This is a genomic window from Vreelandella titanicae, assembly GCF_014697095.1.
GTDB lineage: Bacteria > Pseudomonadota > Gammaproteobacteria > Pseudomonadales > Halomonadaceae > Vreelandella > Vreelandella titanicae.
In genome coordinates this window covers 994,547-1,019,969 of sequence record NZ_CP059082.1, presented here as the reverse complement: position 1 = coordinate 1,019,969, position 25,423 = coordinate 994,547, and the positions used below count along the sequence as shown (strand labels likewise).

The 25,423-nt window shown below is 52.2% G+C and carries 20 protein-coding genes and 1 pseudogene; 7 read left to right on the top strand and 14 right to left on the bottom strand.

Going from position 1 to position 25,423, the window contains the following annotated elements; all coding sequences use genetic code 11:
• Entirely contained in the window at positions 1 to 1,359 is a 1,359-nt protein-coding gene (locus HZS52_RS04805; protein WP_223828050.1) for a short-chain fatty acid transporter, read from the top strand.
• Positions 1,299 to 2,132 carry a GntR family transcriptional regulator gene (locus HZS52_RS04800; protein WP_051051822.1) on the top strand — a complete coding sequence of 278 codons (834 nt, stop codon included), beginning with the start codon at positions 1,299 to 1,301 and terminating at the stop codon, positions 2,130 to 2,132. Before HZS52_RS04805 ends, HZS52_RS04800 begins: the two co-directional genes overlap by 61 nt.
• A gap of 411 nt (positions 2,133 to 2,543) precedes the next feature.
• Here the strand turns inward: HZS52_RS04800 and HZS52_RS04795 are convergent, their stop codons facing one another.
• Together HZS52_RS04795 and HZS52_RS04790 are read right to left on the bottom strand one after the other, a co-directional pair.
• Positions 2,544 to 3,845 carry an IS1380 family transposase gene (locus HZS52_RS04795; RefSeq protein ID WP_190373509.1) on the bottom strand — a complete coding sequence of 434 codons (1,302 nt, stop codon included), beginning with the start codon at positions 3,843 to 3,845 and terminating at the stop codon, positions 2,544 to 2,546.
• A gap of 137 nt (positions 3,846 to 3,982) precedes the next feature.
• The gene (locus tag HZS52_RS04790; RefSeq protein WP_190374238.1) at positions 3,983 to 4,705 is read right to left on the bottom strand and encodes a hypothetical protein; all 723 of its coding nucleotides are present in this window, start codon (positions 4,703 to 4,705) and stop codon (positions 3,983 to 3,985) included.
• Positions 4,706 to 4,975: 270 nt separating this feature from the next.
• Between HZS52_RS04790 and HZS52_RS04785 the strand changes: the two genes are divergently transcribed.
• From HZS52_RS04785 to HZS52_RS04770, 4 genes are all read left to right on the top strand, one after another.
• A complete protein-coding gene (locus HZS52_RS04785; RefSeq protein WP_190374237.1) occupies positions 4,976 to 6,592 on the top strand; it encodes a hypothetical protein in 1,617 nt (538 codons plus the stop codon).
• A 79-nt stretch (positions 6,593 to 6,671) separates the two neighbouring features.
• Positions 6,672 to 6,869, top strand: a complete 198-nt coding sequence (locus HZS52_RS04780; protein WP_198036742.1) for a helix-turn-helix transcriptional regulator — start codon at positions 6,672 to 6,674, stop codon at positions 6,867 to 6,869.
• 313 nt (positions 6,870 to 7,182) lie between these two features.
• Positions 7,183 to 7,842 carry an inovirus Gp2 family protein gene (locus HZS52_RS04775; protein WP_190374236.1) on the top strand — a complete coding sequence of 220 codons (660 nt, stop codon included), beginning with the start codon at positions 7,183 to 7,185 and terminating at the stop codon, positions 7,840 to 7,842.
• 152 nt (positions 7,843 to 7,994) lie between these two features.
• Positions 7,995 to 8,174, top strand: a complete 180-nt coding sequence (locus HZS52_RS04770) for a type I restriction-modification system subunit M N-terminal domain-containing protein (protein ID WP_223828049.1) — start codon at positions 7,995 to 7,997, stop codon at positions 8,172 to 8,174.
• Between the two features lie 111 nt (positions 8,175 to 8,285).
• Here HZS52_RS04770 and HZS52_RS04765 read toward each other — a convergent pair whose 3' ends face one another.
• Genes HZS52_RS04765 through HZS52_RS04755 form a run of 3 tightly spaced genes read right to left on the bottom strand, consistent with a single transcriptional unit; the run spans position 8,286 to position 14,257 of the window.
• Positions 8,286 to 10,529, bottom strand: coding sequence for a DEAD/DEAH box helicase (locus tag HZS52_RS04765; protein ID WP_190374235.1), 2,244 nt, complete (start codon positions 10,527 to 10,529; stop codon positions 8,286 to 8,288).
• 12 nt (positions 10,530 to 10,541) lie between these two features.
• Positions 10,542 to 11,912, bottom strand: a complete 1,371-nt coding sequence (locus tag HZS52_RS04760) for an ATP-binding protein (RefSeq protein ID WP_190374234.1) — start codon at positions 11,910 to 11,912, stop codon at positions 10,542 to 10,544.
• On the bottom strand, positions 11,909 to 14,257 hold the full coding sequence (locus HZS52_RS04755; RefSeq protein WP_190374233.1) for a tellurite resistance TerB family protein: 2,349 nt from the start codon (positions 14,255 to 14,257) through the stop codon (positions 11,909 to 11,911). Before HZS52_RS04755 ends, HZS52_RS04760 begins: the two co-directional genes overlap by 4 nt.
• A gap of 144 nt (positions 14,258 to 14,401) precedes the next feature.
• Between HZS52_RS04755 and HZS52_RS24745 the strand changes: the two are divergent.
• Positions 14,402 to 14,582, top strand: a pseudogene (locus tag HZS52_RS24745) (IS3 family transposase); the annotation flags it as partial.
• A 511-nt stretch (positions 14,583 to 15,093) separates the two neighbouring features.
• Here HZS52_RS24745 and HZS52_RS04750 read toward each other — a convergent pair.
• The 9 genes from HZS52_RS04750 to HZS52_RS04710 all read right to left on the bottom strand — a co-directional run bounded on the left by HZS52_RS04750 (position 15,094) and on the right by HZS52_RS04710 (position 25,381).
• A complete protein-coding gene (locus HZS52_RS04750) occupies positions 15,094 to 15,672 on the bottom strand; it encodes a hypothetical protein (RefSeq protein WP_190374232.1) in 579 nt (192 codons plus the stop codon).
• Positions 15,672 to 16,649 (bottom strand): hypothetical protein, encoded by a 978-nt coding sequence (locus HZS52_RS04745; RefSeq protein WP_190374231.1) that lies wholly within the window; start codon positions 16,647 to 16,649, stop codon positions 15,672 to 15,674. The genes HZS52_RS04750 and HZS52_RS04745 overlap by 1 nt, the downstream gene beginning before the upstream one ends.
• Positions 16,650 to 16,858: 209 nt before the next feature.
• Positions 16,859 to 18,004, bottom strand: a complete 1,146-nt coding sequence (locus HZS52_RS04740; protein WP_190374230.1) for a restriction endonuclease subunit S domain-containing protein — start codon at positions 18,002 to 18,004, stop codon at positions 16,859 to 16,861.
• 8 nt (positions 18,005 to 18,012) lie between these two features.
• Positions 18,013 to 19,578: a class I SAM-dependent DNA methyltransferase gene (locus tag HZS52_RS04735; protein WP_190374229.1), complete on the bottom strand. Its 1,566-nt coding sequence runs from the start codon at positions 19,576 to 19,578 to the stop codon at positions 18,013 to 18,015.
• A gap of 18 nt (positions 19,579 to 19,596) precedes the next feature.
• Positions 19,597 to 21,963: an EcoAI/FtnUII family type I restriction enzme subunit R gene (gene hsdR, locus HZS52_RS04730; protein ID WP_190374228.1), complete on the bottom strand. Its 2,367-nt coding sequence runs from the start codon at positions 21,961 to 21,963 to the stop codon at positions 19,597 to 19,599.
• A gap of 733 nt (positions 21,964 to 22,696) precedes the next feature.
• Positions 22,697 to 23,308 carry a lambda exonuclease family protein gene (locus tag HZS52_RS04725; protein ID WP_190374227.1) on the bottom strand — a complete coding sequence of 204 codons (612 nt, stop codon included), beginning with the start codon at positions 23,306 to 23,308 and terminating at the stop codon, positions 22,697 to 22,699.
• A 33-nt stretch (positions 23,309 to 23,341) separates the two neighbouring features.
• Positions 23,342 to 24,097 carry an ERF family protein gene (locus HZS52_RS04720; protein ID WP_190374226.1) on the bottom strand — a complete coding sequence of 252 codons (756 nt, stop codon included), beginning with the start codon at positions 24,095 to 24,097 and terminating at the stop codon, positions 23,342 to 23,344.
• 22 nt (positions 24,098 to 24,119) lie between these two features.
• Positions 24,120 to 24,290, bottom strand: a complete 171-nt coding sequence (locus HZS52_RS04715) for a hypothetical protein (RefSeq protein WP_190374225.1) — start codon at positions 24,288 to 24,290, stop codon at positions 24,120 to 24,122.
• A 122-nt stretch (positions 24,291 to 24,412) separates the two neighbouring features.
• Positions 24,413 to 25,381, bottom strand: coding sequence for a DUF932 domain-containing protein (locus HZS52_RS04710; RefSeq protein ID WP_190374224.1), 969 nt, complete (start codon positions 25,379 to 25,381; stop codon positions 24,413 to 24,415).
• Positions 25,382 to 25,423 lie beyond the last annotated feature (42 nt).

Sequence of the window (25,423 nt, the reverse complement as noted above, 5' to 3'; positions counted from 1 at the left end):
ATGTCAAAAAGAGATGCCTACATAAGCAAAAGTTGGAGCCCAATGCAGGCTTTAACAAGAATAAGCCTTAAGTTTGTTGAGAAATGCTTGCCTAACGCGTTTCTGCTTGCCATGGTGCTAAGCATTGTAGTCTTTCTTCTTGGCATGATATTTGGGGGGCAAAGTGCCAGCACAATGTTTAACGGGTGGGGAGAAGGTTTTTCAAAACTTTTTACGTTTGCTATGCAAATGTCTCTGATTCTACTTACCGGGTTTGTAATAGCAAAGACGCCTTCCGTATCGAATATGATCGATCGACTTGCGTCTATAGCTAAAACACCTACTCAGGCTATCGGTATTATAGCAGTATTTGGAATGGTCACATTCTACATAAATTGGGGTTTTGGTATGATCGCCGGTGCATTCATGGCCCGAGAAATGGGGCGCCGAGTGCCAGGCTTGCACTTTCCTCTAGCCGTTGCTGCAGCTTATGCTGGTGATATTATTCGTGGTATGACTGCATCTATTCCGTTACTGATGGCGACTGAGGGAAACTTCATGCAAAGTGTGGTGGGAGTTATTCCTGTTACAGATACGCTTTTCTCTTGGTGGAACCTTGGGCTATCTGCTGCCCTGCTTTTTTTAGTTTATTGGGTCTTTACTAGAATCAAACCAGAAGTGGATGAAATAAGGCCGTTTAAAGACGTAATACTAGACACCCCTGCCGAGAAAGTGAATACCAAAGGAATGCCCTGGGTTGAAAAACTTGAGCACTATCGGATTCTTAACCTTGCACTCGCTATATTGCCTATTGGTTACATCATAGTTAATTTTCAACAAATTGGATTCAACCTGAACCTAAACATGTTAATTGTAATTTTTTTAGCAATAGGGTTATTACTTCAACCGAGCCCAGCATCTATTGGAACTGCAGTCAAAGAAGGCGTTCTAGCATGCCGTGGCATCATTATGCAGTTCCCGTTATATGCAGGTATTGCTGGCATGGTTCAAGTATCAGGACTCGCTGATGGAATATCTAATTGGTTTGTTAGCATTGCCAATGTTCATACTTTTCCAATTGTGACATTCATTTCTGCAGGCATTGTTAATATTTTTATACCATCAGGGGGAGGCCAGTGGGCTATTCAAGGGCCGATAATGCTTGAAGCGGCTAAAAATTTAGGCGCCGATATTCCTCAGACGATTATGGCTTTTACTTGGGGCGATGCTTGGACTAACCAAATGCAACCATTTTGGGCTCTTCCACTGCTCGGTGTAGCTGGGCTTTCGGCGCGCGATATCATGGGATACTGCCTTATGTGGACGTTGATCTGCGGGGCGGCAATCATGGCGACTTTCGTGCTGCTATCAATGGTCTAGGCTTTACCATCGAACTGCCGGTAAATGTTAGAATTAGGCGGCGCTGGGATAATATCAACCAGCGCCGTCACGCGTTCAACATGGAACAGTTCATGGCAACAACACAGAAAGGCAGTCTCAACGACCAGGCATTCGATATACTGAGAAGCGACATCATTTCCTGCCACCTCAAGCCTGGAGCCACCATTACAGAGGTATGGCTCACCAAACATTATGCCCTAGGGAAGGCGGCTATACGTCACGCTTTGGCCCGCTTGACCCAGCAGGGATTAACGGTCAACCAGGGACGGCTTGGCTACATCGTCGCTCCAATCACTATTAAGAGCATTCGTGAAAGCTACCAGATACGTCGTTTGGTGGAACCTGAACTCTGCCGACTAGCGGCTGGCAAGCTTGATGCTGAGACTTTAGCGATGCTGCGAACTTGCAGCGAGGCCACCTATGATAGCCAAAAGGCTAGCGAAATAATTACCTTCTCACATGCAAATCACCGTTTTCATTGTCTGATCGCACAAGCCGCTGGTAACGACCGTTTAGCACGCCTAATCCAGGAGCTATCAGACGATCATTTACGTATCTCTTATGTCAGCATGGTATATAACCAATCAGATAAAAGATGGAGCGACGACCACTCTAAAATTGTGGATGCGCTTTATGCCAATAATGGAGAAGAGGCTGCCCAGCTTATGGCTGAGCATTTACTTCTAGGCGAAGAAGCAACTATGCGAGCTATTCTCAACCTTCCAGAGCTGCTGGAGACCTCTTTAAGTTAGGACAGCACAGAAAGAGTAGCCACCATCAATGAAGCACTCTCAACAACCAGCAAATAATCCATGCCCGGTCAGCGAGATATATTCATCAAATCCTTTCCACTACTCAATATTCTGAATCTTAAAATAGAATAAAATAAATTAACTCTTAAAAATAAACAACTTAACAATAAAACAAAATTTTATAAAACAGATTACTACCCATTACACTACCCACTAGGCAAAAACCACACTTTACAGGAGAGCATGCTAGCCTGGATTTCTCATAGCACCTCAGCCAGTACCGCACTCAGGCTCTAACACCGCTAAACACCTATTGGCTCGACTTACATCGGCTACTTTTTAACCACTTTTCGTCGTTCAGACACACCTCCCCCTTCCCCCCATTGCGTCGGGCCGGGGGAGCCCGAGCAGTCAGTTCGGCACCAACCGCCTGACGAGATCGGATAGCGCCGTTTTATAGGGGTAGCTGTCACTCATGAGTACGCGGATTCGACGCGTATTGCGGATGATGACCGCGCCTACTTTGATGAGCTTGAGCCTCAGGTTGCTCGGACTCATGCGCGCGAAGGGCGTGTGCTTCAGGTAAGTCCGTAACCGCTCGAACAGTGTATAAGCGAAGCCCGACAAGATCAGCCGCCACTGATTGGCCCACCAGTGCGTGCTGGAGGTACGGTCAGCGAACAGGCTCAGTTGTTGATCCTTGATCCGGTTCTCCATGTCACCCCGGGCACAGTACTGCTCGTAGTAAAGCTTGAAGCCGTCATCGTAACGGGAACTGATGATAAACCGGGGATTAGAGCCCAGCTCGCCTTCTTCCAGACGGGCCACCACCCAGCGTGGGTATTTCCAGGAGTGTGCTTGATACGGAAAGCGAAACGTCTCTGCCACTTTCCCTCCCACCTGCCATTGGGTCTTGCGTACCAGCATCATGGGCACATCCACTTCCTTGAGCAGCCGGCTGTTCTTGGCGATTCCCACGATGTAGTCGACGTGATGCCGATCGCACCAGTTCAGCATCCGGGGACGACAAAAGTGGCTATCACCTCGTAACACGATGCGGGTATCGGGCCAGTATTGGCGGATAAAGCGTACCAGTAAGGCGAGGATCGCCCAGCTATGGCGGCTGTCGCTGCGGTCACTGGTGCGCAGATAGCTCACCAGTAAGTGGCGCCCACAGAAGACATACAGCGGGAAGTAACAGTGGTGATCGTAATAACGGTTAAAAAACTTGCCGGGTTGCTCGCCATGCACGGGGATGTCGGTGCCATCAAAGTCCAGCACGATCTCCTTTGGTGGTTCGTCATGCTGTTCAATGAAGTGATGCCACAGCAACTCATGGGCCTTCACTATTGCTTGCCGATCGGCGTTCTGCTCCACCCGGCACAGCGTTGACTTGCCTGCCAGCGTATCCTCTTCACCGAGCGCTGTCTGGAGGGCCTGATCATAGCGCAGGGCCTCATGGTCGTTGAAATCTTCGTAGCCAGCGGCGACACCGAACACCCGCTGACGAACCAGAGTGTCGAGCTTATGACGAACCTGTTCCGGTGCACGGGGATCATGAAGCACGGTGGCCAAGCGGCGTGTCAGGCGATGGTGTTTATCGACTTCACGAAGCAGGAGTAATCCGGCGTCCGACGTGATGTGGCCCCCGGAGAAGTCGGCTTCAATTTGGCGGCGTGAGAGTGGCGAGAAGGTCAGCTTTTCAGGTACCATTTTGGAAGCGGCTGTTGGTGCTTGATGGATTGGTTAGGTTCTTGAAATCATAGCACTTTCAGCCGCTTTCCTTTATACCCTGTGAGAAATCCAGGCTAGTAGCTGGCAGGCACTAAGGGTCAGCTTTCGACATGGACTTATATGATGTCCTTAGGTATTTCGTCATCAAGGTATACAAGGCTATTCCTTTGTGCTCTTTTTTCCATCCGAGCGCGCAATTGAGGCACAACACCTTTGCCCTCCTTCTCAATTTCTTGAAGACGCCTTTCTACTAAATCGAGATATGCTTTCTTCGATGTACCGCTCATAGATAGGCCGGGTGTGTTTACTCTACGCACCTCAAGAGTACAGCGACTATCAATCTCGTCTGCCAAAAAATCCAGCAATTTACTTTCAACACTTGAGTATAAAAGTGGCTCATAGTGGTCATCACTCCTTTGACTAATTGGAAGTAACTCCTGTTCCTTCTCTCTTTGCCACAACCTCCCTGTTTGATCATCTGCAGCTTTGCTAATGATTTGGCTTAGGGTCTGTACCTGAGATTGTTTTCGTTTTTTAGCCAAGGCCTTTAGCTGTTTCATGGAGGCTTTTGGCATTTGTAAGGACACCGGGTTGCCATATTTTTTCCGATTTTGGCGGGTTTTCCACGCCCCCTTCATTTTCCCACTTAACTCACGAAACTCTGCATTATTCGGGGCCTCGCCTAACATATTAACCACCTGTTGAGAACCATACTGATTTAGATTCTGCATAAGTAAATCCGGTAGCGAACCACCTAGTGATTGGCGTGCTAAGTAAGCAGCAATCCATTCCAACTGAGCGTGATTGCTCATCTCGATCCAACCAAACGGTGGCGTCATCTGGAGCCCCAAAGCCAAGAGAGTAATTAAAAAGGTGATGAGTAAAATGCGCCCGCACATCGAGCAACAGATGTTTTACTTTGTACAAATACATTGTAACTTTACAATGTATTTGTACAAAGTATAGATACACTGTATCAAATTTCTTCTATAAACAGTCCGTAAAATCGGATTTTTATTTTTCACTGGATGCCGTATATTGCTGTTATGAACACAGCAATTCTGACCTACAAAAACCTTAGATTAACGCCCGAAGCCAGGTGGCTACTGATGCAATGGGCATCCGTGTTTGGCCTTGACCGGAGCGTTGTTTGCCCTTTGCAAACTCTCTTCAAGCGCCTGGGCTTGACCTACGCGCAAGGTCGCCGTGCTTGGGATGTGCTTATTGATAGACACACAGAAAGGCAAGAACGATTCGTTGAAATAGAGCGCCTGCCGACGTCAGGCCGAGGGCGGCCAAGGTCGCGTTATCGCTTATCAGCTAAGCTTGTGAAGGCACTGCAGAGAAGCCCGTCGGCTCCTGAACACCACGCTGCAGAAATTGCCATGCTCGCAAAAACGACTCTTTTGTCTGCTGAAAATATGACGAAGGATCTATCAAGAGATGGCCTTATACGACGCTCCAGATTGACCCTACCTAACAGGTGGCTATTAATGGTGCTGCTAGCACATGCCGATACGCCAAGTGTCGTCACAAGACTTGGAATATCAAAAATGCGCCACTTGACCGGTATGTCACGGGCTCGCATCGATAGACAATTAAAGAAACTGCGCGATTTAGGGCTTATTGCGCACCACCAGCCGGGGCGATACTCCTTCCAGGCCAGTGTCCGTAAAACCTCTATCTACTTGCTTAACCTAACGCATCCGTTGATGGGGGAAGTCAACAGAGAATTCATCAACATTTGTTATTTACCTTCTAGCGCCCAGAATAAGAGAACGGGTCTAGTGGATGGCATTGTTGATGCAGTAATGACTGTCGGAGTATGTAGCCTGCAAATGGACTCATTGCTCAAGGAATACGAAGCTGTTCAAGCCTCTGGAAGTACAACTTCGGAAAGCAATGGAGAGGGCATTGCAGCAAACTACGATCCTTTTCAACTAGATCAAAAATACCAAGATAAATACACCAAGCTTGAAATTATGCAGAAGCACGCCCTAGCACTGCTCCAAATCAAACGTGATAGAAGCGATGACATTGGAAAGCGGCTGAGATACTGCGATGCAGAACTACTTAATAACTACGATTCAGAGGATGCTAACTGGCTGTTGACTAGTGTACACATTGACACTGCTCGACTGCTTTCTTCCGCCTGGTGTGAGTTAGAAAAGGGACTGCTGGGCCCTGAGCAGCCATCTCATGACATCATCGTAGGAACCGCTCGCCGTTTAGGCCTAGAGCCCGCCTACACTATTGAAGAAAGTCACGATAATGAAACCAGGGTTGGTTCTGGAGAAGATTATGCCCCCTCCCTAAGTGAATACGATGAACCAGTATCAAGATCTACAGTGGCAGCCCCACAAGCTAAGAAGCTTTCTTATCACCCATTGGCTCTTTTGTTTTACGCCCTGTCGCATTACTTAGCCAAGAAGCTTCAGACTAATTCCAATCCTGATAGAAAAATGGCTTTCGAATCAATGAGCTATACGCTTTTTCCTGTTTTTACAAAACCACCCAGCAAGCAACAGCTACTCGCGTTTAAGTTGCATGGGTATGGAAATAAAAATTTAGATATCAGTAATGTGCAGTTAGTTATCCCTCTGGTGGATCCTGTTGGTGAGAACCTAAAGACCTATTGGCAAACGCATCAACAGGATTGCCTTTCAGCTATCAGCGATGAGCCAGATGATTCAACGTCAGACTCTCTGGAGCCTGCCGACCAATAGTCCTCGCGTCGCTAGCGCTACTCTCCAATTAAAAAATACTCAGCTTCCTCATGTCATGAACGAATAACAGGAGTTCGTCATGAGCATGAAACTGATCCGCATCAAAGACGTCATGGAACGCACGGGACTGGCCAGATCGACGATCTATAAGTACATCAGCCTTGGGAAGTTCCCCAAACCCGTCAAACAGACCAGTCGGGCTGTTGCCTGGGTTGAAAGTGAGATTGCTGAGTGGATTAATGACTGCATTAAGCGCAGAGATAATGAAGAAGTTTAACCCCAGCTACTTAAATTTATTCTAATTTAATTGAAGAGTTGTTTGTCTACACTTTATTCCTCGCTTACCCCAGCGCCCACCTACATCCGTCGATCTATCATCAACCTTTCCCACCCTTGTTTAATTATTATTATGCTAATCAAAGGGTAACGGGAGGGGCATCAAGCCCTGCACCTAGGCAGCCAACAAAAGGCTAATCATCAAGACATCATCAACGCATTGAATCCAGCACCCGCTGGAGGATTCGTCGTGCCTGTCATAAACGCCCATGCCACAGAAGCCATGGGCCATCATTCCTATCAAGGAGATTAAAATGCTATCGATACGTCACTCAAACGCAAATCTGCACTTCGCCTATACCCCTATCTTCAACGGGCTACGCATCCAAGAGGACTACCTGCCAATGGCAAGTGAATACCTTCAAGCCCTTTACAACACAATGCATAAAGCCCTGGATGACTACCCGCGTGTGTTAGCCGTCCGGATTGATCCTGTCATCCCTACGGAGATAAGCGACAGAATGACGCTAGAGGATCATAAAGGTCTTATCAAAAGGCTCATCGCCTCCTTGAACGCCATTATCAAGCACGACCGAGAACGGAAGCGTCAGAATGGCTGGGTACCAGATACCAAAGTGCGATACGTGTGGAGCCGGGAAGTCGGCATTAATGGTAAGCCGCACTACCACTTCTTACTCCTACTCAACCACGCCGCTTATCACATGCCTGGTAAGGCATGCTCTCCAAATGAAAACCTTATCAGCCGTGTATCACGCGCTTGGTATAGTGCACTAGGGGTCACTTGGAATCCTCAAGAGCCATGGGTTCACGTGCCTGAGCATCCGTACTATTGGATCAATCGGGGTGATGCTAATAGCTTTCAGGAGGCGTTCTATCGCGCCTCTTACCTTTGCAAAGCTGATACGAAACAGTACGGGTTAGGTTTACGAACATTTGGAACCAGTCGTAACTGAAAGCCTCATCATGATCATTGAGCAAGGCTGCTAAGCAGCTCTTTGCTCACATGCCCCAACACCGCTAAACTCGGCTCACTATTTTGTGGGGGCTAGGTATCAACCATGCCCACAGTTGCTGCCATATATGGAACCATCAATGAGCCACACCGTTGCGCTGCAACAGATGGAATCCTTCTTATGAAGCCGCCAATATTCTGCGTGGCAATATGGATGCGTCTGAGTACAAGGATTACATCTTCGGCATGATATTCTTGAAGCACCTTTCGGATACCTTCGAGGAAGCCCAGAAGTCGGTGGTTGAGTATAACTTTAGCAAAGGGGAGGGATAGGCTTGCCACGGGAGCAGCCTCAAGCTTCGAATTCTTTTATACAATCAAAAACTCTGTTGATACTAGAGCTATTACAAGTTCTTCCTGTGTAGCTTGTTGTCATTAAAAGTATTAGCTCATCGACAATAATAAGTTGTCAGCGCATGCAAGTGCGCCATCTAAATCAAGAAAACGTGAGGCAAACTCACTGCACAGCAGTTCTTCGGGAAGATATTGATCATACTTCTCGTTGATCTTGTTCTCCGCCACCGCAGCCAATTCAGCCGCCGACGTTGGCGGATGTGCTAAGGCATGTTCCAACCCCTGTCGTACTATGTCGATACTGCATTTCTGTACCGTGACGGCTATCCCCTCTCGTTCAGCCGCCAATCCCAGTCGTCGCAATAGCAGAGCCAAGGTATTTAGAACCTGATCGCTATGCCAAGGCAGAAGCAGCGTCTGATCCGCCTCCTGAACGATAGAGACTCTCTCAAGCTGAGCTTCGCGAAAGAAAGTGCCCCCCTGTGCAAACAACCGCGCAGCCCCCCGATTGAGAAACCTGGGCGCCTCCCTCTCAATATAGAGCCTACGCATCCGCTCGCGGATCTCACGTCGAATCAAGCCAGCGTTGCCACCGAAGAGCGGCAGGACGCCACCTGTAGAGGACACCAGGGAAATGGCCTTGCGGTCGGCATCGATGTCTTGAATCAACCAACGCCTGCCAGCGAACACCAGCAAACCGCCTGTCTCGATAGGAGAATCAATCGGGAGCTTCCCAATAATTTTGGCGCCATGATAGAGCGTATACTCCTCTGGGGCGGAGAAGGCCGCGTAGAAATCGTAATGGTTGACCAAGCGCTCTCCTATCGGTCCATGCAACAGGAGTCCATCATTGGACTGCACCAGCAGTTCGGCTGCGCCCATGGCACGCAGCAGAGCTGTGAACTGTACCTGACTCAATTGGCGGAAAGGACCTGATTTGATCAGTGCGCGCCACAAGTCGTTGGCGGAGGCCCCACCATACTGAGCAATGAGGGACATGACCTGCTGAATCAATGTTGAGAGGTGCAGATAACCGCTGGGGGGCGGTTCACACCACCCCTCAACCAGGAGTTCGACCATCGCCGCAGCCTGATATAACCCCGGACGGAGTCGATCCAGAAAGGGAGTTTGCGGGGACAAGCTCGACTCGGTGACGTAGAGCCGTAGCACTGCGGGATCACCTCTTCGCCCCGAACGCCCTAGGCGCTGACGCAGGCTTGCCACTTGGTGGGGAGGCCCAACCTGCGCGATGCTAGCAACACTGCCGATATCCACGCCCATCTCGAGCGTAGAGGTGCAGACTACACTCAGTGGTTTCCCCGCTTTCAGCGACTGCTCTACATGGAGACGTAGATCCTTCGATAGCGAGCCGTGATGGACGAAGAACTCCTCTGGGAGACGCTGCTCCTCACTCTTGCGCCTGAGTAACTCGGCATACAACTCGACATCTCGCTTGCGATTAGCAAAGATCAGGTTCGATTTACCACGCAAGTGTCTGAATAAATGATCACGGATGTCCAACTCATCACCGTGGGTGACATCCTCAATCGGGACATTCTTACCTTGGCGACAGAGCGTCTCAGCTTTCTTGAGGGTTGTCTTGGGAGGTAATCGCTCGTAGCCCCGTAACTGGACGTGCAAGGCCTGCTCGCCATGGGTCGAGACGATTGGGATGACGGAATCTCCTTCCCCCGGTCGCAGTTCGTTCGCTGCGAGAGACATGTCCCCCAAGGTGGCGCTGAGCCCGACACGTGGTATACGTCGCTGCAGGACGACCTCCAAACGATTCATCTGGGACTGCAACTGAATCCCACGCTCGGTGCCGATGAAGGCATGCCACTCATCGATAATAATTTGTCGTAGCCCGCCGAACAGCTGTACCATCTCTGTTCCACGCCGCACGAACATCGCTTCGAGCGACTCAGGAGTAATGAGCAACACGCCCCCAGGCTTCTTGCTAAAGCGGGTCTTACCGCTCGTAGAGGCATCGCCGTGCCAGGGTGTCAGCGCCAACTCAGTGCCCTCAGTCAGTAGCTCCAACCTGCTAAATTGATCATTAATTAGAGCCTTGAGGGGCGCCACATAGAGCAGCAAAGGTGCCGGTGCATGACCCGCATCCCGGTCTTGGAGCAATCTGGTCAGCGCCGGAAAGAAGGCAGCCTCCGTCTTGCCGGATGCCGTTGCTGCACCAATAAGCACGTCCCGCTCACCCGCAAGCACGACCGGAATAGCCTGTTCCTGCACGTCGCGCAACTGATCCCACTGTTGACGCCATATCCAGCGCTGGATACGAGGATCCAGGCGAGTGAAACTGCTGGAGGAGGGTTCGCTCATACCCTGCGTTACCTACAATTTGAATGTCGCAAAGTTATCATCTTCCCCATCTTCATCCCCCTGACGAACATCCGCGCTGGCGGCTGGGGTCAATTCAGATGTGGGTGAGACACTGTGTGATGAAGGCGCCTCAGGAATCTGGTCGGTCGACTCCGGCGCAACCTCAACCTTCTTGATCAGGCTGTCCCAGCTCACGTCAGGATTCTGCTCAAGTAGAGAGAGAAACTGAGTGAATTCCTTAACTGAGTTGCGGGGCGTCTTAAAATAGGCATCACCAATCTGGTTATGGCAATGGTCAAGAAAAGCCTCAAGCCCCTCATCAGGCAAAAGATCCGTGCCGGACTCGCCACGGGCGAACACTTGGCGAATGTTTAGCAGCAGCAGGTAGAGATCTTCCTGGGTAAGGTTAGTGAGACGTATCACTGGTCCAGATAGATCCACCAAACCGTCGCGGGCGAAGCGGTTTTCCGCCAAACGTGACTGGAGCGCCTCGTAACTGTAGAGCCCTCGACGGGGATCCATTAGAAACTCAGGCGTCCCGCCGAACATGACACCTAGCCCTTCGGTACTCCCCTGCAGAGCATCGTTGACGATGCCGAGAATCTGCTCGTAATTGGCGTTGCGGGCTTGGCTATTGGAGAGCTTATAAAGGTTAACCATCTCATCAAGAGTGACGAGCAGCCCCTCGAAGCCCGCCAAGCGAACAAAACGAGCCATCAATTTCAGGCTCTGATAGACGTTGGCATCATCGATGATAGTCCTGACCCCCAGCGCCTGACGTGCCTCAGTCTTGGTGCTAAACTCCCCACGCAACCACTGGATCGCCGCCTGCTGAAGCTCAACATTTCCAGTGTCATGCCCCTTCCAATAGGCTTGTACCACCTCGGCGAAGGCATAGCCGCCATGCATCTCCATGAGACTGTCGAGGCCTTCCTTGATCGCTGCCTCGGGGCTAATGCCCGTCTGTTCGGCCTGCTGCAGGGCCTGGGTGACAAAGCGCTCGGTGACACTCGCCAAGGCTCCCCCGTCAGGCTTGGCCCGAGTTGCCATATTGCGCATCAACATGGCGTACAGTGCCCTTCCCTGCCCTCCGGTAGCATGCAGGCGCCTGTCGGGTGAAAGATCTGCCGACACAGTCACCAGTTTCTTCTCTCGGGCAATCGACCCCACCAAGTTGAGAAAGAAGGTCTTACCCGAGCCATACTCCCCAATGATGAAGCGAACCGCCGCCCCCCCATCGGCAAGAGTCACGATATCTGAAATTAAGGCCTTGAGTTCAGCCGCTCTGCCAACCTGAATATGTTGCTGCCCAACACGGGGCACGACTCCTGTCCGCAGTGAATTCAAAATCGCTTGCCTGTCACGCTCACGTAGTCGACTCACCCTCTCATCTCCTCCAGTATTTCGTTGTCCACCACCAATACCTCACCGGCTTCCTCGATAACAGGAGCATCGGTCATTTCAAAAGCGGCTTCGTTGATCCGGTCTAGGGCACCTGCCAACATCAGCTTTAGCTCCGCAGCTTTGGTTTCGGCTTCACTACGAAGCAGGCCTTCCTTCGATTGGGCAATCGATTCCAGGAGAGAAAGATGTACAGCATCGAGCCCTCCCAATAGTCCAGCCGACGCGTCGTCATCGTTTGCCAGCGCCTCCGATGCTCCTTTCTCAGTTGCTTGAAGTTCCTCTCCCTGGTCAGGAGCGCTCCTGGTGCCCTCATCAAAAATGCCATGCAAAACACCGGAAATATGCTCAGTTTCATGGCGCTTGTTCTGAATGGCATCCACATCCAGAGGCTTTCGCTTCGATGGCACCTGGACTCGATCAGCCGCAGGCTCAGGAATACGGAACCCCCTGTCATTGCCGCTGGCTGCCCGAACCAAGGCAGGTTCTGCCATCGCTGAGTGGATTTGCGAATACAAGGCCTCAGGATCCCGACCCAGCAGGCTCGCAGTGCGCCTGAGCTTCTTGAGTTCATGGGTATCGACGACACCATCTGCACTGGCTAACCTCACAAGTACCTGCTCAAGCTCTGTCCTATCCTCATGACTCATGCCATCCACGCGTTTACGCATACCAGCGAGGGTAGACTTCCTTCCCATCTCCCAGAAGAAATAAGCCTTGAGGTGCTGGTTCTCCAAAGGCGTCAGCGATCTGAATCCACCTAAGAAGCCATCAATGACGTCGATATGGTGATCGGTCAGGCTATCAGCCTGCCCATACAGCACAAAGCCTGCAAGCCGCATGACCACGGCAGCGTGCTCGAAATCTTCACTAAGGGGAAACTCGCTCGCTCCCCGAACCACAAAGATGATGCAATCGCCTTCTAATTCGGGCACCGAAGCGGTATAGCGTGCATCAGGCTCTATGCCGATACCGGAAGATTCCAATAAACTGGCCAGCCCCCGCATGCTTTTTGCACTCGGTTTGTTGTTGCTGGCAGAAGCTTCGCCAAGTGCCAAATCGAAGAAGGGCACTCGGCAGAAAGCTTGACCATCCAAACGCTGCCTCAACGAGGCCTCCAAAGTTGCAACATCAGCGGATTTGTTCACGGCGGCAAGCGCCGCTGGCAGCAGTGAGAAGGCCTCAAGACTCTCCTTGCGTTCTGGGTGACGGCCGATAAATCGACTGTAGGCGGCCAGTTCGTCACAACAGGTGTCAATCAAAGCGGCCAGTTTTTTGGTGGGGCCTTTCAGGATAGAAATATTCGGCAGTTCTAAGGGCTCATAAAGATGCCTCAGCCCAGGGCTAGCGGGATGATACTCTACCTTGACCATTGTCTTGTTCGGCTTAACGACGATTCCGTCGCCATGGCGCTCACGATAGAGGACTTTGAATAGCTCCCAGAGCTCGTCGGGACAACGTTCGGCGGCCTTGCGCTGCCGGAACTGAAACTGTGGATCCTGCATAATCCATGCATAAGCCCACTCATCAGGAATAGGGCGCTGATTAACCGAGAATATTCCCAGATCAACCTGCAGAGAGATAGGCACGTGGGAGCCGTACTCGAGGATTGCCGGAGCTTCACCAGGTTGGTTCAGTGAGCCCCTTCTGATCCGTAGAAAACCGAGCAGACTATTCGCATACCCTTGGAAGCTGCGATTACGCTCGTAGACATCAAGCAACCGCTCAATCTCGCCAATCAAATCCCGGTATTCCGCCTCATCGATGCCAGGATGCTGAGCATCAATAAGCAGACGCCGCTCCAACCCGTAGAAATACAGAAATACGAACCCCATAGGGGCCTCAGGATCGTCACGGTCAGTGGCAAGATACTGCAAGAAGCCTGCTCGTGCCTGGGGGCCAAGGCGATGGTATTGAGGCCAGTAGCCAAGCTCGACTCCCTGGTGGTCGCCGCTTTGCAAGTCCACCGTTAAGTTAGGGTTCACCAAGGCAGGCTCGACAATATAGCCGGTCCCAGCGGCAAGCCCGCTCCCCACGAAGATGCGTCCATGCGTAATCGTAACGCCGCACACAGCTCTGTTGGTGTTGGCTGGCACCCAGCAGCTTTGCGCAGTAACGTTCGTATTTGGCAATTGATCGACATCCTCGTCATCTCGACCATAGCGCACCTCAATGGTGAAGCGCGGCTTTGCATCTAAATGCTCTGGGGGGGGCGATGAATGAGCATCAGGCCGTTTATTATGTCCGTTGCGTGACTGTTTTCCGAGCAAACGGCTTAAAAACCAGACTCCTCCAATAGCTAGGATGATGAGCCATACCCCTTCCATATGCCGTCCCCTGCCTATTATCAATATTCTTTTGTACACCAAAGCATACTTGAGCTGATGGTGCCAGCAGATGTTCCCCTTTTATTAGAAGGCAGACCCGTCCTGAATAGGACTGGCAAGTTCTCGTCTTTATTTTGGGGGAGCATGATGATCCAACAAGTTAAGCGTACACAGAGGGATTACACTCTGGGCTTTAAACAGACCGTAGTAGATCAAGTGGAGCAAAGAGAGATGGCCTATAAACAGGCGCAGAGTCGCTGCAGTGTTCAAAGTTGCTCGACGGTACTAATGTTGGTTACGTGGATATGGTCATCAGGACTGGAGTTCCGGTGCTAGCTTGCTGAGCAAAAGGCTCGGTTCTTCGAAGCCGTTGTCGATGTTATAGAGAAAGATTACGGGGTGACCGTAAAAAAGCAGCCAAGCAAGCCCTTCCGCAAGAACGCGTTGCCGGATTGTCGAGTTTGTTCAAGACATTCGACTCTCTCAGCCCCGAATAGGCAACCACAAACTTTATCGTCTGCTACACAGGCAGGCAGAGATCAAGGGCTACACTTGGGCCGGGGTCAGCTGTTCCGAGAGCTTCGTGTTCGGCGTCTGCTGGTGACCTTCGTCCTTGAATACGCTCATATAGGTCTATATGGCACAAACTGGATCCAACCAAGAGCGTATTGCAAACACAGAAACCCAAGGAAGCGAACTCCATTCAAAACTGAAGGTAAATGCTTACCTTTGAAAAACGAAATTTTAATGCCATGAATAATCTGAATAAACCCTGCGGTGTAATAAAATATCGATACAAGTAGTGGTCACGCCAATCTCTGATCCTGACGAGAATCTTATTCTCGATGCATCCGATCAATTAGATAGTGAAGACATAGTAAAGTGATTATACCAAGACTTGAGATCATCCAAGTGTAAATCACCCAATAGCCACATGAAATCCAATCAAAAGCTGGGCTTTTATAAGCACTGCTTATTGATATTGCTGCGGAAAACGATCCTCCCAGAAAAATCATTATCGACATGAATGCGCAATAGCCGAGTAGGATAGAAATAAATCTCCGCCTAGAAATTGGCTCATTTTTTCCGCTATATCTTTCTTTCAGTGTGGTTGGCTTTCCAGCCATTATATTGTCAAGATTGCTGTTAGGAAAGCTTGTTACTGCAGCAAGCGCCGCAATGTAGAAACCGACAAGCACCCCCATCAAAGTTGTCGCGCTCGCGACAACTTTATCAATATCAACGACTAAATAATTTTTAGCCCACTGGTGATAGACAGTAAAAATTACAATCATTATCAATGTCGGGTAAACATATTGAAAGTACAGCAGGTTGTCACCACGAAGGCGGAACAGGGAGAATGCTGTAAATAGGCTCCGAGCATTCACCACAAACCTGCGGCCAATCTTTAGCATCACGCTTCCTCAAGCTCGATAGCTTTTTCGACAAGTTTTGTAACCATGTCGTCGCGGATATTTTCGTAATTTTGGGTAAGCGGAAGTTCGAAGTCGGATACTTTTTCATTAAGCATAAATGCGTTTTCCAAGGCTTCTTGCGTTACTTCGTCAAGATTGCCATCTCCTATTGCCACTTCGACGGTTTTGACTTGTCCTTCGTCGGATTGCAGCCGCACTAATAGTTCCTTAGAATTTGCCTCGACATCTGTCCAGCCACGTACTTTATCAAACCCCAAGCGAAGTAGTCTGCGTGCGCCCTCCGCATCGACTTGGCGACGAACGTCCCATTTGATTTGCCGACTGGTTTCTCTAATCAAATCAGCTTCATCCTGCCCTTGTTCCTGAGCCTCATGCCCGATTAGCTGAAGATCAAGGATGGTACCGGAAGTCATGGCCTGTTGGAGTGTTTTCGACTGAAAGCCATCGATTTCAGATTTCCCCCAATAGGTCTTCTCCTCTTCATCCACATCAAAAGTCTTGGGGGTGGCTCTATTCAGAATCCAATTGAAATGCGCTTTTAGGCTGGAAAAGTTGATGCCTGGTACCTTTTCCAATAGCAGAAGATGCCTACCGCTGGCATCGGGCCGTTTTCGGATCAGAATATGCGCACAGTAGTGGGCCCCCTCTGTGTCACGTTTGCCACTATCTCGCGTTTTGTCGGTTTCGAAGTCGTACCAGGCAGTATCCGAGACATCGCGATCTCCAACCTGAGCCAATACGCAATAGTACTGATCTCGATCGCTAATTGGATGGCACCACATCAGGCGTGTCTGACGTTGATATTCGCGTTTTCCCCCGGATTGCTCCTGAGAACCCCGAAGCGCATTAATCAAGTCCATAAGCTCGTAAGGCGGCGCACCTTCGGGAGAGCGGTTGCGGTTTAGAATTTTAATTTTGCCAACTGAAATCCAGCGGTAATTGGTGGGCAATGCCATAAGTTAACTGGTCCTGTTTTGCTTTAATTATGTTGCAGGATATCGGCGTTGATAGGCGGTCAGCCTGCAGACGACTTCGACGCATACTGCGCAGGCAAGAGTCGCGCATTCATTAGCCTGCCGACAAAATTTTCTTTTCCCAGGCACATTTACACAAATATCAAGGAGATGTGCGTATCATTAGTATTAACTCATCGGTTGCAAGATGCTTAGACGATCGCACATTTTTTGTTGAATACCTCGTCGAGCAATGAAGGTATCAACGCATTAATGTCATTTGTCGACTCAATGCGGATCTGTTGGATACGACGGGCCGTGACGTTCAGAGCATTAAACCACTGCTGCCTGCCCAAAGGTGGGATCGGTACTTCGATCTTCTGGAGCTTCTTCAAGCCCAACGTCCGGTTTCGTCCTGCTCCTCCAGGAGATGCATGATTTAACTGCAAAATTCCTTCAGGGGACTGGAAATAATAGAGAAGGAAATCAGCCGTGGTGATATCAGGTTCGGCGACGCAGGTTAGGAAGCGATGTGAACCGAACCGACCAGCGTCCTCTGGCTGGACAATGGCGACGGCCCCCTCCCATGCGAAGACGATATTGAACACCAGGTCTCCCGGAGACATTTCAAAGAGCTTTTTAGAGCCGACCTCAGTGCCCGGAAGAACCGGCTTGTGGAATGTTCCACGCCCGAATGAGCGAACCCCAAGTTCAGGGTATCCCATGCTTGGATCGATATCGACTGGACGGCGAACCAGTGGAGCGACTTCGGACATGGGGCGGCGGGGAGCGCCGTCGATGCAGCGAGCGAAGGCCTTGGCTAGAAGCTGGTTCAGCTCCGCCTGGGCCGCCGCGATGGCTTCGCTCCGCCGCGCGATCAGCTCGGCCGCGCGGTCAAGTCGCCCGGCGATCCGCTGTTGCTCCTCCAAAGAGGGAAGATCGAGCGTCAGCTTCAAGAAGACATCTTCCTTCAGACGGACGCGGTTGGTCGAGCCTTCACTTGACCGTCTGCATAAGTCAACGAATGTTTCGGACCGCGAGTACCACTGCAAATAGCTCGGCAGGATTTTGGTCTCATCAATCTCGAAGCACGGGAAGTCAGTGCTGACCAAGGCACCATCAAGTTCCGGAGGGACAATTCCGAAAGCGCCATGCCTAGCATCAATCCGTGACAGAAGAAACTGACCCGATTTTGCTCTGATCTGGCGTTTTGCGGCGATCTCGGAACCTGCGACTTCTCTGCGAAGAGTCAGCCCTTTACCCCAGAGGCGGGCGGTGATCTGCTTGTACGTTTCGCTTGGCTTGGGGGAGATCCAGTCATCTGAGCGAGACAATACGCTACCAATTGGCACAGACACTGACCCCATCATACGTCCCCTGCATATTCGTTGCGCAGCTCATCCATGATCGATAGTATTTCCTGCTCGCGCTGGATGATTGCATCGATGATCTCGCGCGGCTTGCGGTGATCCTCGGCCTCCTTGGCATGCGGGTTCTTTACGTCGAGGTTGCAAGCGATGACGCGGCCTTCTTCGTCCTTCTGGATCAGGCCGGGGCCGTCCACTTTCCATGCGAACTCGTTCTCATGCCGGTCATGCCACCAATCGAGACAGCCCTGGAACTCCTCGTAGGCCATTGGCGCGGTCTTAGAATATTTCTTGCGACCTTTGGGGCTGGGCAGCTCATAATACCAGATTTCGCGCGTGGGGCCGCTGGTGTCGAAGAAGATCAGGTTGGCGGGGATATCCGTGTAGGGGGCGAAGACTCCGTCACGCAGGCGAACCACGGTGTGCAGGTTGAACTTCTCCAACAGGTCAGCCTTGATCCTGGCCGAGATGCCGTCGCCGAAGAGCGTGCCGTTAGGCACTACCACGGCGGCGCGTCCCTTTCCGGCCCGCTTCAGCCGACGCATGATAAGCTGAAGAAACAGCATCGCCGTTTCCGTTGTGCGGCGATCCTCAGGAAAGTTGTTGAGGATGCCGACCTCTTCTTCGCCGCCGAAAGGTGGGTTGGTCAGGATGACGTTGACCCGTTGCGCTTCGCCGATTTCGTTCAAACGGAAGCGAAGCGTGTTGCCGGCGTCGATCTTTGGCGCGTGCATGCCATGCAGCAGCAAGTTGAGCTGCGAGAGCAGGAAGGGCAGCGATTTCGCCTCGCCGCCCATGACGGTCTCCTCCTGCAGGATGCGCCGCTTTTCGACAGTATCCGCCTGCGGATCGAGGTGCATGAAAGCTTCGGTCAGGAAGCCGCCGGTGCCGCAGGCCGGGTCGAGAATGGTCTCGCCCAGCTGGGGGTTGGTGACTTCGACCATGAATTTCACGACAGGGCGCGGCGTGTAGAACTCGCCCGAGTCCCCGGCGGCGTCGCGCATCTCGCGCAGAAGCGTCTCGTAGAGGCGGCCGAGAACATGAACCTCTTCGGAGGAATCGAAGTGGATCCCGTCGATTAGGTTGACCACGTCGCGCAGCAGGTAGCCACTTTCCATCCGGTTGGCGAAGCCTTGGAAGACGGTGGCGATCACGTCGCGCCGTTCGCGCCGCCCGTTGTCGCCACGCAGGTTCCGCAGATAGGCGAATAGCCCGGGGCCTTCGCTACCGTCCGGGCGCTCTGCTGTCTCGGCCGTCAAGAAGCTGAGCAGGTCGGGGCCGGTGATACCGTCGACCTCTACCGCCCAGTCTCGCCAGCGGTAGGGCGGCTCGACAATCGGCTTGTAGTCTTTACCCGCAAGCTCTGCCCTGCCTTCCTCAATCTTTTCCATGTCGTCAAGAAATTTGAGGAACATGATCCAGGTCAGCATTGGCAGGCGATCCAGATCGCCGTTGAGGCCCTTATCCTTACGCATGATCTTGCGCGCGGACTTGATGATGCTGTCCAGTCGTTGGGCGGTGGTCAGTTGTTTCGGCGAAGCCTTCTTGCCGGAGGTTTTTGCCATAAGGTTTTTCCTTCAAATTCAGGCAGTGTAGAGCAATCGCTGCAGCTCGGTGACAGCACTACGAAGCTCTCGTCGCCCGCCGAAGCGTTGCGAGATTTCTATAACGTTGCCCCATTCATTGAAAGGCGGAACCTCGAGGAGGTCCGGTAGTTTGAATTGGGCACTGCCGTGCTCGGCATATTTAGCGATGACGGCATTTAGGATTTCTCGCGCTTCGGGAGTGTATTGCGCGAGGAATTCCCCCTGTTCACGCATTAGTCTGTTCGCCCGTTCTCGACGCGTGCGCAGGGGGGTGTTATAGGCGAGGTGGCACAGGAGGTCGAATGGGTCTGCCTCGGGCATGCCGACAGCTTCGGCCAGGCTTTCCAGCTCGATCCCCTTGCCTTCCAGGCGCTCGATGATGACAGCGCGGCGCTCGGGATCCAGCCAGTCGTTGCGCAGCTCGGAGGCATTCGGGTAAAGCGTTCGAACCTTATCGCCGGTGTAGTCGCTCAGTTGGCGGCAGGCGAGCTGACAACCTTCGGCGTCCAGCTCGTAAACGAGGTGCCGGACCACTGAGACTTCACCACCATCGAAGTAGAATTTTCGGGGTAGCCCGTCCGAATCGTCTTCGGGCAGCTCCGTGATGTTGTGATCAGGAAGCTCATCCGGTTCAGGTGACACGTCTTCACCAGGGCGCTCCTCTATGACAGCACCGTCCTCGTCGATGATTACTTCTTCTTCGCGCACGGGGTCACCATCGAAGGCGGGGTCCGCGAACATGCGCGTTGCGGTGCCGGTGTAGTCGATGATGTTGAAGGCAAGCTTCCCGTAGTCCGGGCGCAGTCGGGTCCCGCGTCCGATGATCTGCTTGAACTCGGGCATGGAACCGACGACGCGTGCCAGCACGACGTTTTTGCAGGTCGGAGCGTCCACGCCGGTCGTCAGGAGTTGCGACGTCGTCAGGATAACCGGGGTCTGAGTCTCTACGTCTTGAAAGCGCGCAAGGTGCCCACGTCCGACCTCCTTTTCGTCGGAGGTCACTCGGCAGACATAGTTTGGGTGCTCACGCATGAGGTCGGCATTGAATTCGGCTAAGAAGCCACGCATTTCGAGCGCGTGTTCCTGATCAACGCAAAAGACGATGGTCTTCGCGAAGCGGTCTGTCTCGGCCATGAAATAACTCAGGTGCTGTGCGATGGCTCTAGTTCGCGCTTTAAGTGCCACGACCCGTTCGAAATCGCCGGTCTGATACTCAGCATCTGGAATTTCTCGACCGAACCGATCCATGTCGCCGCTGTTCGGCCGCCAACCCGCAGCATCGTAGTCGGTGATGACACGGTGGACCCGGTATGGCGCCAGAAAACCGTCGGAAATGCCCTGAGCCAAGCTATATTCGAAGATAGGGTCGCCGAAGTAGGTATAGGTGTCGACGTTATCCTCACGTCGAGGCGTTGCCGTCATGCCGATCTGCGTTGCCGGTTTAAACCAGTCTAGGATTTCACGCCAGTTGCTATCGCCCCTGGCGCTGCCCCGATGGCACTCGTCGATGATGATCAGATCGAAGAAGTCGCGCGGGTACTCGCGATAGAGGCCGGGGCGGTTTTCATCCCGCGCAATCGATTGGTAAATCGCGAAATACATGTCTCGGCTTTTGACCGCTTCGCCGCCGCTAATCTTGTGGCGGGCCTCCCCGAATGGGCTAAAGTCCTTGGCCATCGGGTCATCGACCAAAACATTCCTGTCGGCTAGGAAGAGAATCTTAGGTGTCCGGTTTGTGGCCTTTGTGGTCCAGCGGGAAGACCAGAGCTTCCAGCAAATCTGGAATGCGATAGACGTTTTCCCGGCACCGGTGCAGAGCGTCAGGAGTGCGCGTTTGCGGCCCTGAAGGACAGCCTGAACCGTCCTGTTGACGGCAATCTCTTGATAATATCGGAGCGTTTTGGCGCGATCAGGAAAAGACGGGGTCAGAAGCCTCTCCGCGATTGCGGGATCATCTATGTTCTCAGCTTGCTGTAAACGTGTCCAGAGCTCGCCAGGCGTAGGGAAGTCGTGAAGCTCGCGTTCGATGCCAGTGCTGTAGTCAAACTCGACGATGCCCGTACCGTTCGTCGAATAGGCAAACTTGAGGCCCAAGATCTCGGCGTAGTCTTTTGCCTGCTGGAGCCCCTCGGATGGATTGCTGAACTGAGCCTTGGCTTCGACAACCGCAAGTGGAAAGTCCAGACTATATCGCAGGATATAATCTGCGCGTTTCTGCTTGCCCCGCCGAGCTTTGCCTCCCACAAAGACAATCCGGCCGTCCGTGAAGGACCGCTGCTCACTGATTAAGTGAGGGGCGTCATCCCAGCCAGAGGACTGGAGTTTTGGGACAACAAGACGTCGACATGTATCGGCTTCGTTCATAAATTGATTTACTTTCCATTCCCAGAAAGATCCGCGGTTCGCTTCAGTCCTGAGGCTGCCCGCAATATTCACTTGGTTTCTACCGTGCCGCAGAATGCGAAGTCCGACTGACAGGATATAAATTTCAATGACCCACCCTCGTCAGTTCCCAAACAAGGCTTGTTACTTCGATAGCATCAGACGCTGCGCCGGATATGAGCGCCAGTTTCGCGAAACCTCGCAGTTCATTACTAGTCAGGTTGAATGTTTGAAAAGAGCAGTCTTGGACCACTTATCATATCAGGAGGTGCTCCCTACCTCGTCCGCCCCTCCAGTGTGTCGGGATGTTCGGCCGTCTGTGGCCAGCACGCGCTCAAGACAGACGGCGAGCGCATCCAACATCTGCGTACCGCCCTAAGCCGCCTATCGCTCGAGGGCCGTGTTGTCGCTGATCAGCGCCCAAGCACCACCGGCCACGATCAACAGGAACACTACATTCGGCGCGCGCCGGGCACAGCTCACCAACACCCGTTCGCAATCTAATGCAACCCTCAACCTCGTCTATTAGCGGAGGCTTTGTAGAGTGGTGCCCATAGCGTCAATCGATATAACGTTTCAAGCCATCAATATCACCTATGTTGACAGGATTGTTAAACACCGTAAAACAAAAAACAAACGATGGGCATACTGCTAGGCGTCTACCCTAAAGGTAGACGCCTAGCTATTTTCTTTACTAAATCCGTGTTGATCTTGATTAGGCTGCAGCGACAAGCACCATCCGTCGCCCCATCTCTTCACAGAACGCCTCCACTCGCTCTGAAATAGACTGTATCATCGCCTCGTCACGGTAGGCACGTTTGATAAACAGCGGCATGCCTGGCCAATAGCTCACAAAGTCGATCCATTCCCGTTCGCTGACCCATAGCCCGCCCTGGCATTGGGGCATGTGCTCATCGGGTATTTCGCCGCTGAGCAGTACCTCAATCTGGAACTTAGGTAGCTTTGTTTTGATTTCCAGCAGACCGTTAGCACCTACCAGACTGTCAGGCGAGTAGCCCACACCGTGGTTGAGGATAATTCCCACTTCCTCTGGTTTAGGTTCGCCGGTGGCATCCGTGTAAAGCGAACGGGCAACGCCTTCCAGCGTATGCCCACGACGGGTATGCGTATTACCTTGAAAGGGCTCAGCTAACTCACCGGTAATGCGCTCACCGATCAACTGGTTCATATAGGTAATCGCCCCAGTACCAAACCCTCCAGGGCCTTTACCCTTGACCAACAATGTCTTGAGCTCCGACATGGTGACGCGCCCTAAGCGTGCCGCCAGCCATTCGGGCGTGCCTTGTTCCATGTTAAGTACTTGCATAGAAACCTCCTACGAGAGGGTTTAAAACCTCTGTTACTTAACCGCCCGTTTGGAGAGTGAGGCGCGCAGCTTGTCGAAGTCACTCTGAGGCACTTGCACGGCTGATCCGTACTTACCGCTGAACCACTCCTGGGTCGTCGCAGGGCATTGGCTAATGAGCCGCTGGATCTGTCCCGCCTGAAAGGGCGTCACTAGCTTGATGCTCGCTTTGGTACTGGTCTTGCCGTTATCGTCCTGCCCCCGGGTGGTGATATTAAGTATTGCGCAGAGTACGTAGCGCTTGCCGTAGCTGGTGGAAGAGCCAAACGCCTGCACAGCGTTCTTGTTACCGCTCATATCGGCAGGCAGCAGCATGCTGGTCTCTTCACGGTGGCCATCCTTATGCATAAGCACACCGGTCACTTCAATGCCGCGTTCCTGCGTCTGAATACGAAAACTCACCGCAAAGCCGTGTTTCTGCATAATGGGACGCACGGTATCGACGATATCCTCCAAGGTGGCGTAACAGCCGTTGTTAGTCTGCCCGCGCTCCTCGATGCTGGGGAGTTCGGTCTGCATGGCTGCCATGGCCGCGCTGTAAGCCATCATGGCCTGGCGATCCATCACCCGTTTCTGCATCTGCAGTAAGCGTTCCATTTTGTCGATATCGACGTCCGGGTTGAGTGCTGCACGTTCAATCACCTGGATAATGGCAGTGCTCTCCGCAAGATAGGGGGTGGGTGCTGCAGGCACGGCTTGTAAAGAGGATGCAGACGTCTCGTGATTTACCACATTAGTTTTGGTGGCCATGACAAGGCTCCTTCAATAGGGGTTAAAGGTCGGCGGGAAGCTCACTGGGAGGAACGGGGCATAAGTGCAGCTCGGTGCGATACAGCTGGCCCTTTGCCATGACGTAGGTCTCGGCATAAGTTTGTTCCTGGGTTAGCAGTCGTTCCGTCAACTGGGTTAAAGCGATATCTAAATCGGGGCTAAGAGAGGCCATGTTGTGCTCCACGTAAAAAGCAAAAAGCCCAGCCTTGTAGGGGGCTGGGCTTATCGCGCTATCCAATGAGGGGTAAGACAAAAACTAAGAAAATTAGCATTAAAACGATGAGGAACAGCATGTCAGCTCACCAGGACAAGTGCTGTTTGCAATGCCTCCTGCTTCAACTGAGCCCCTTGGCCAAACCACGCTGAATCGAGCCGGGTATCGTTACTTCGCGCACGCTTGTCATGATCCACGTACTCGGTAACAGCATTTAGCAGGCCCCATGCAGTGTCTTTGGCACTATCGAGGTGGGAACCGCGGCCTTCGCCGTGGTAAAGCTTCTGCACCTTATTGAGTGCCCGGTAATTGGGCAGCTTGGAAGGGTCGTCAATCGGCTTATCAATACCGCAGAGCACTGACTGAAAATACTGCTGTGCCTCGCGATGATCGATCTTGCGTTCCGCTAGCACCTTCATGCGGTACATGAAGTCATTCCACTGGGAAACAGAAATACCCAGCTGGCTTTTTACTGCACGAGGATCGAACTCCGACCGGTGGGGCACCTTCACCGCCTGCGAAGTGCCATCCAACGCAATCTGCAACGTGTTGTTGCACACCACCCGCACCGTGGTGGGTGTCGCCATGGTGGCCAACGTGCCATCACACGACGTTGCCAACAGCAGGTAGTCGTTGACCTCATCTTGGCCTTTCAGCGACGTGCTTAAACCACTGCGTGCCAAGGCCCAGAACTTACGGCCACCTTTAAGCACACCTGCGGTTTCCAGTTCATACCCTGCGTATTCGGTCAGGTCGCGATAAAATTCCAGTATTTCCTCGGGCTGCACCACCTTGTAGCGCTGTGAGACGACCGACAGTGGAGCCTTGTTGTCTGAACGATAGAGCACCTTCTGCTCGGGAAAGGAATGGATGCTGCCCAGGTGGCTTGCCCCCTCTGCAATAAAGCGCACCGGGGCTTCTTCAATGTGCCAGTTCATACCGGCCTGTTGCTGCCAGACCTCCAGTGGTTGTTGACGGGATAGCTGTTGCCCCAGGCCATGCCACGGGGTAGCACCGACGTAAGCCATTTGTTCTACGAGATGAGCCATGAGTGAGTCTCCAGACATAAAAAAGCGCTGACAAAAGCCAGC

Coding starts and splice junctions, on each gene's coding strand:
- HZS52_RS04790 (WP_190374238.1), bottom strand. CDS start 4,705: ATGACGCCACCGTTTGGTTGGATCGAGATGAGCAATCACGCTCAGTTG.
- HZS52_RS04720 (WP_190374226.1), bottom strand. CDS start 24,097: ATGGCCACCAAAACTAATGTGGTAAATCACGAGACGTCTGCATCCTCT.
- HZS52_RS04710 (WP_190374224.1), bottom strand. CDS start 25,381: ATGGCTCATCTCGTAGAACAAATGGCTTACGTCGGTGCTACCCCGTGG.
- HZS52_RS04745 (WP_190374231.1), bottom strand. CDS start 16,649: ATGGCATTGCCCACCAATTACCGCTGGATTTCAGTTGGCAAAATTAAA.
- HZS52_RS04785 (WP_190374237.1), top strand. CDS start 4,976: ATGCAATGGGCATCCGTGTTTGGCCTTGACCGGAGCGTTGTTTGCCCT.
- HZS52_RS04750 (WP_190374232.1), bottom strand. CDS start 15,672: ATGCTAAAGATTGGCCGCAGGTTTGTGGTGAATGCTCGGAGCCTATTT.
- HZS52_RS04735 (WP_190374229.1), bottom strand. CDS start 19,578: ATGGCAAAAACCTCCGGCAAGAAGGCTTCGCCGAAACAACTGACCACC.
- HZS52_RS04715 (WP_190374225.1), bottom strand. CDS start 24,290: ATGGCCTCTCTTAGCCCCGATTTAGATATCGCTTTAACCCAGTTGACG.
- HZS52_RS04725 (WP_190374227.1), bottom strand. CDS start 23,308: ATGCAAGTACTTAACATGGAACAAGGCACGCCCGAATGGCTGGCGGCA.
- HZS52_RS04795 (WP_190373509.1), bottom strand. CDS start 3,845: ATGGTACCTGAAAAGCTGACCTTCTCGCCACTCTCACGCCGCCAAATT.
- HZS52_RS04805 (WP_223828050.1), top strand. CDS start 1: ATGTCAAAAAGAGATGCCTACATAAGCAAAAGTTGGAGCCCAATGCAG.
- hsdR (WP_190374228.1), bottom strand. CDS start 21,963: ATGAACGAAGCCGATACATGTCGACGTCTTGTTGTCCCAAAACTCCAG.
- HZS52_RS04775 (WP_190374236.1), top strand. CDS start 7,183: ATGCTATCGATACGTCACTCAAACGCAAATCTGCACTTCGCCTATACC.
- HZS52_RS04765 (WP_190374235.1), bottom strand. CDS start 10,529: ATGAGCGAACCCTCCTCCAGCAGTTTCACTCGCCTGGATCCTCGTATC.
- HZS52_RS04755 (WP_190374233.1), bottom strand. CDS start 14,257: ATGGAAGGGGTATGGCTCATCATCCTAGCTATTGGAGGAGTCTGGTTT.
- HZS52_RS04780 (WP_198036742.1), top strand. CDS start 6,672: ATGAGCATGAAACTGATCCGCATCAAAGACGTCATGGAACGCACGGGA.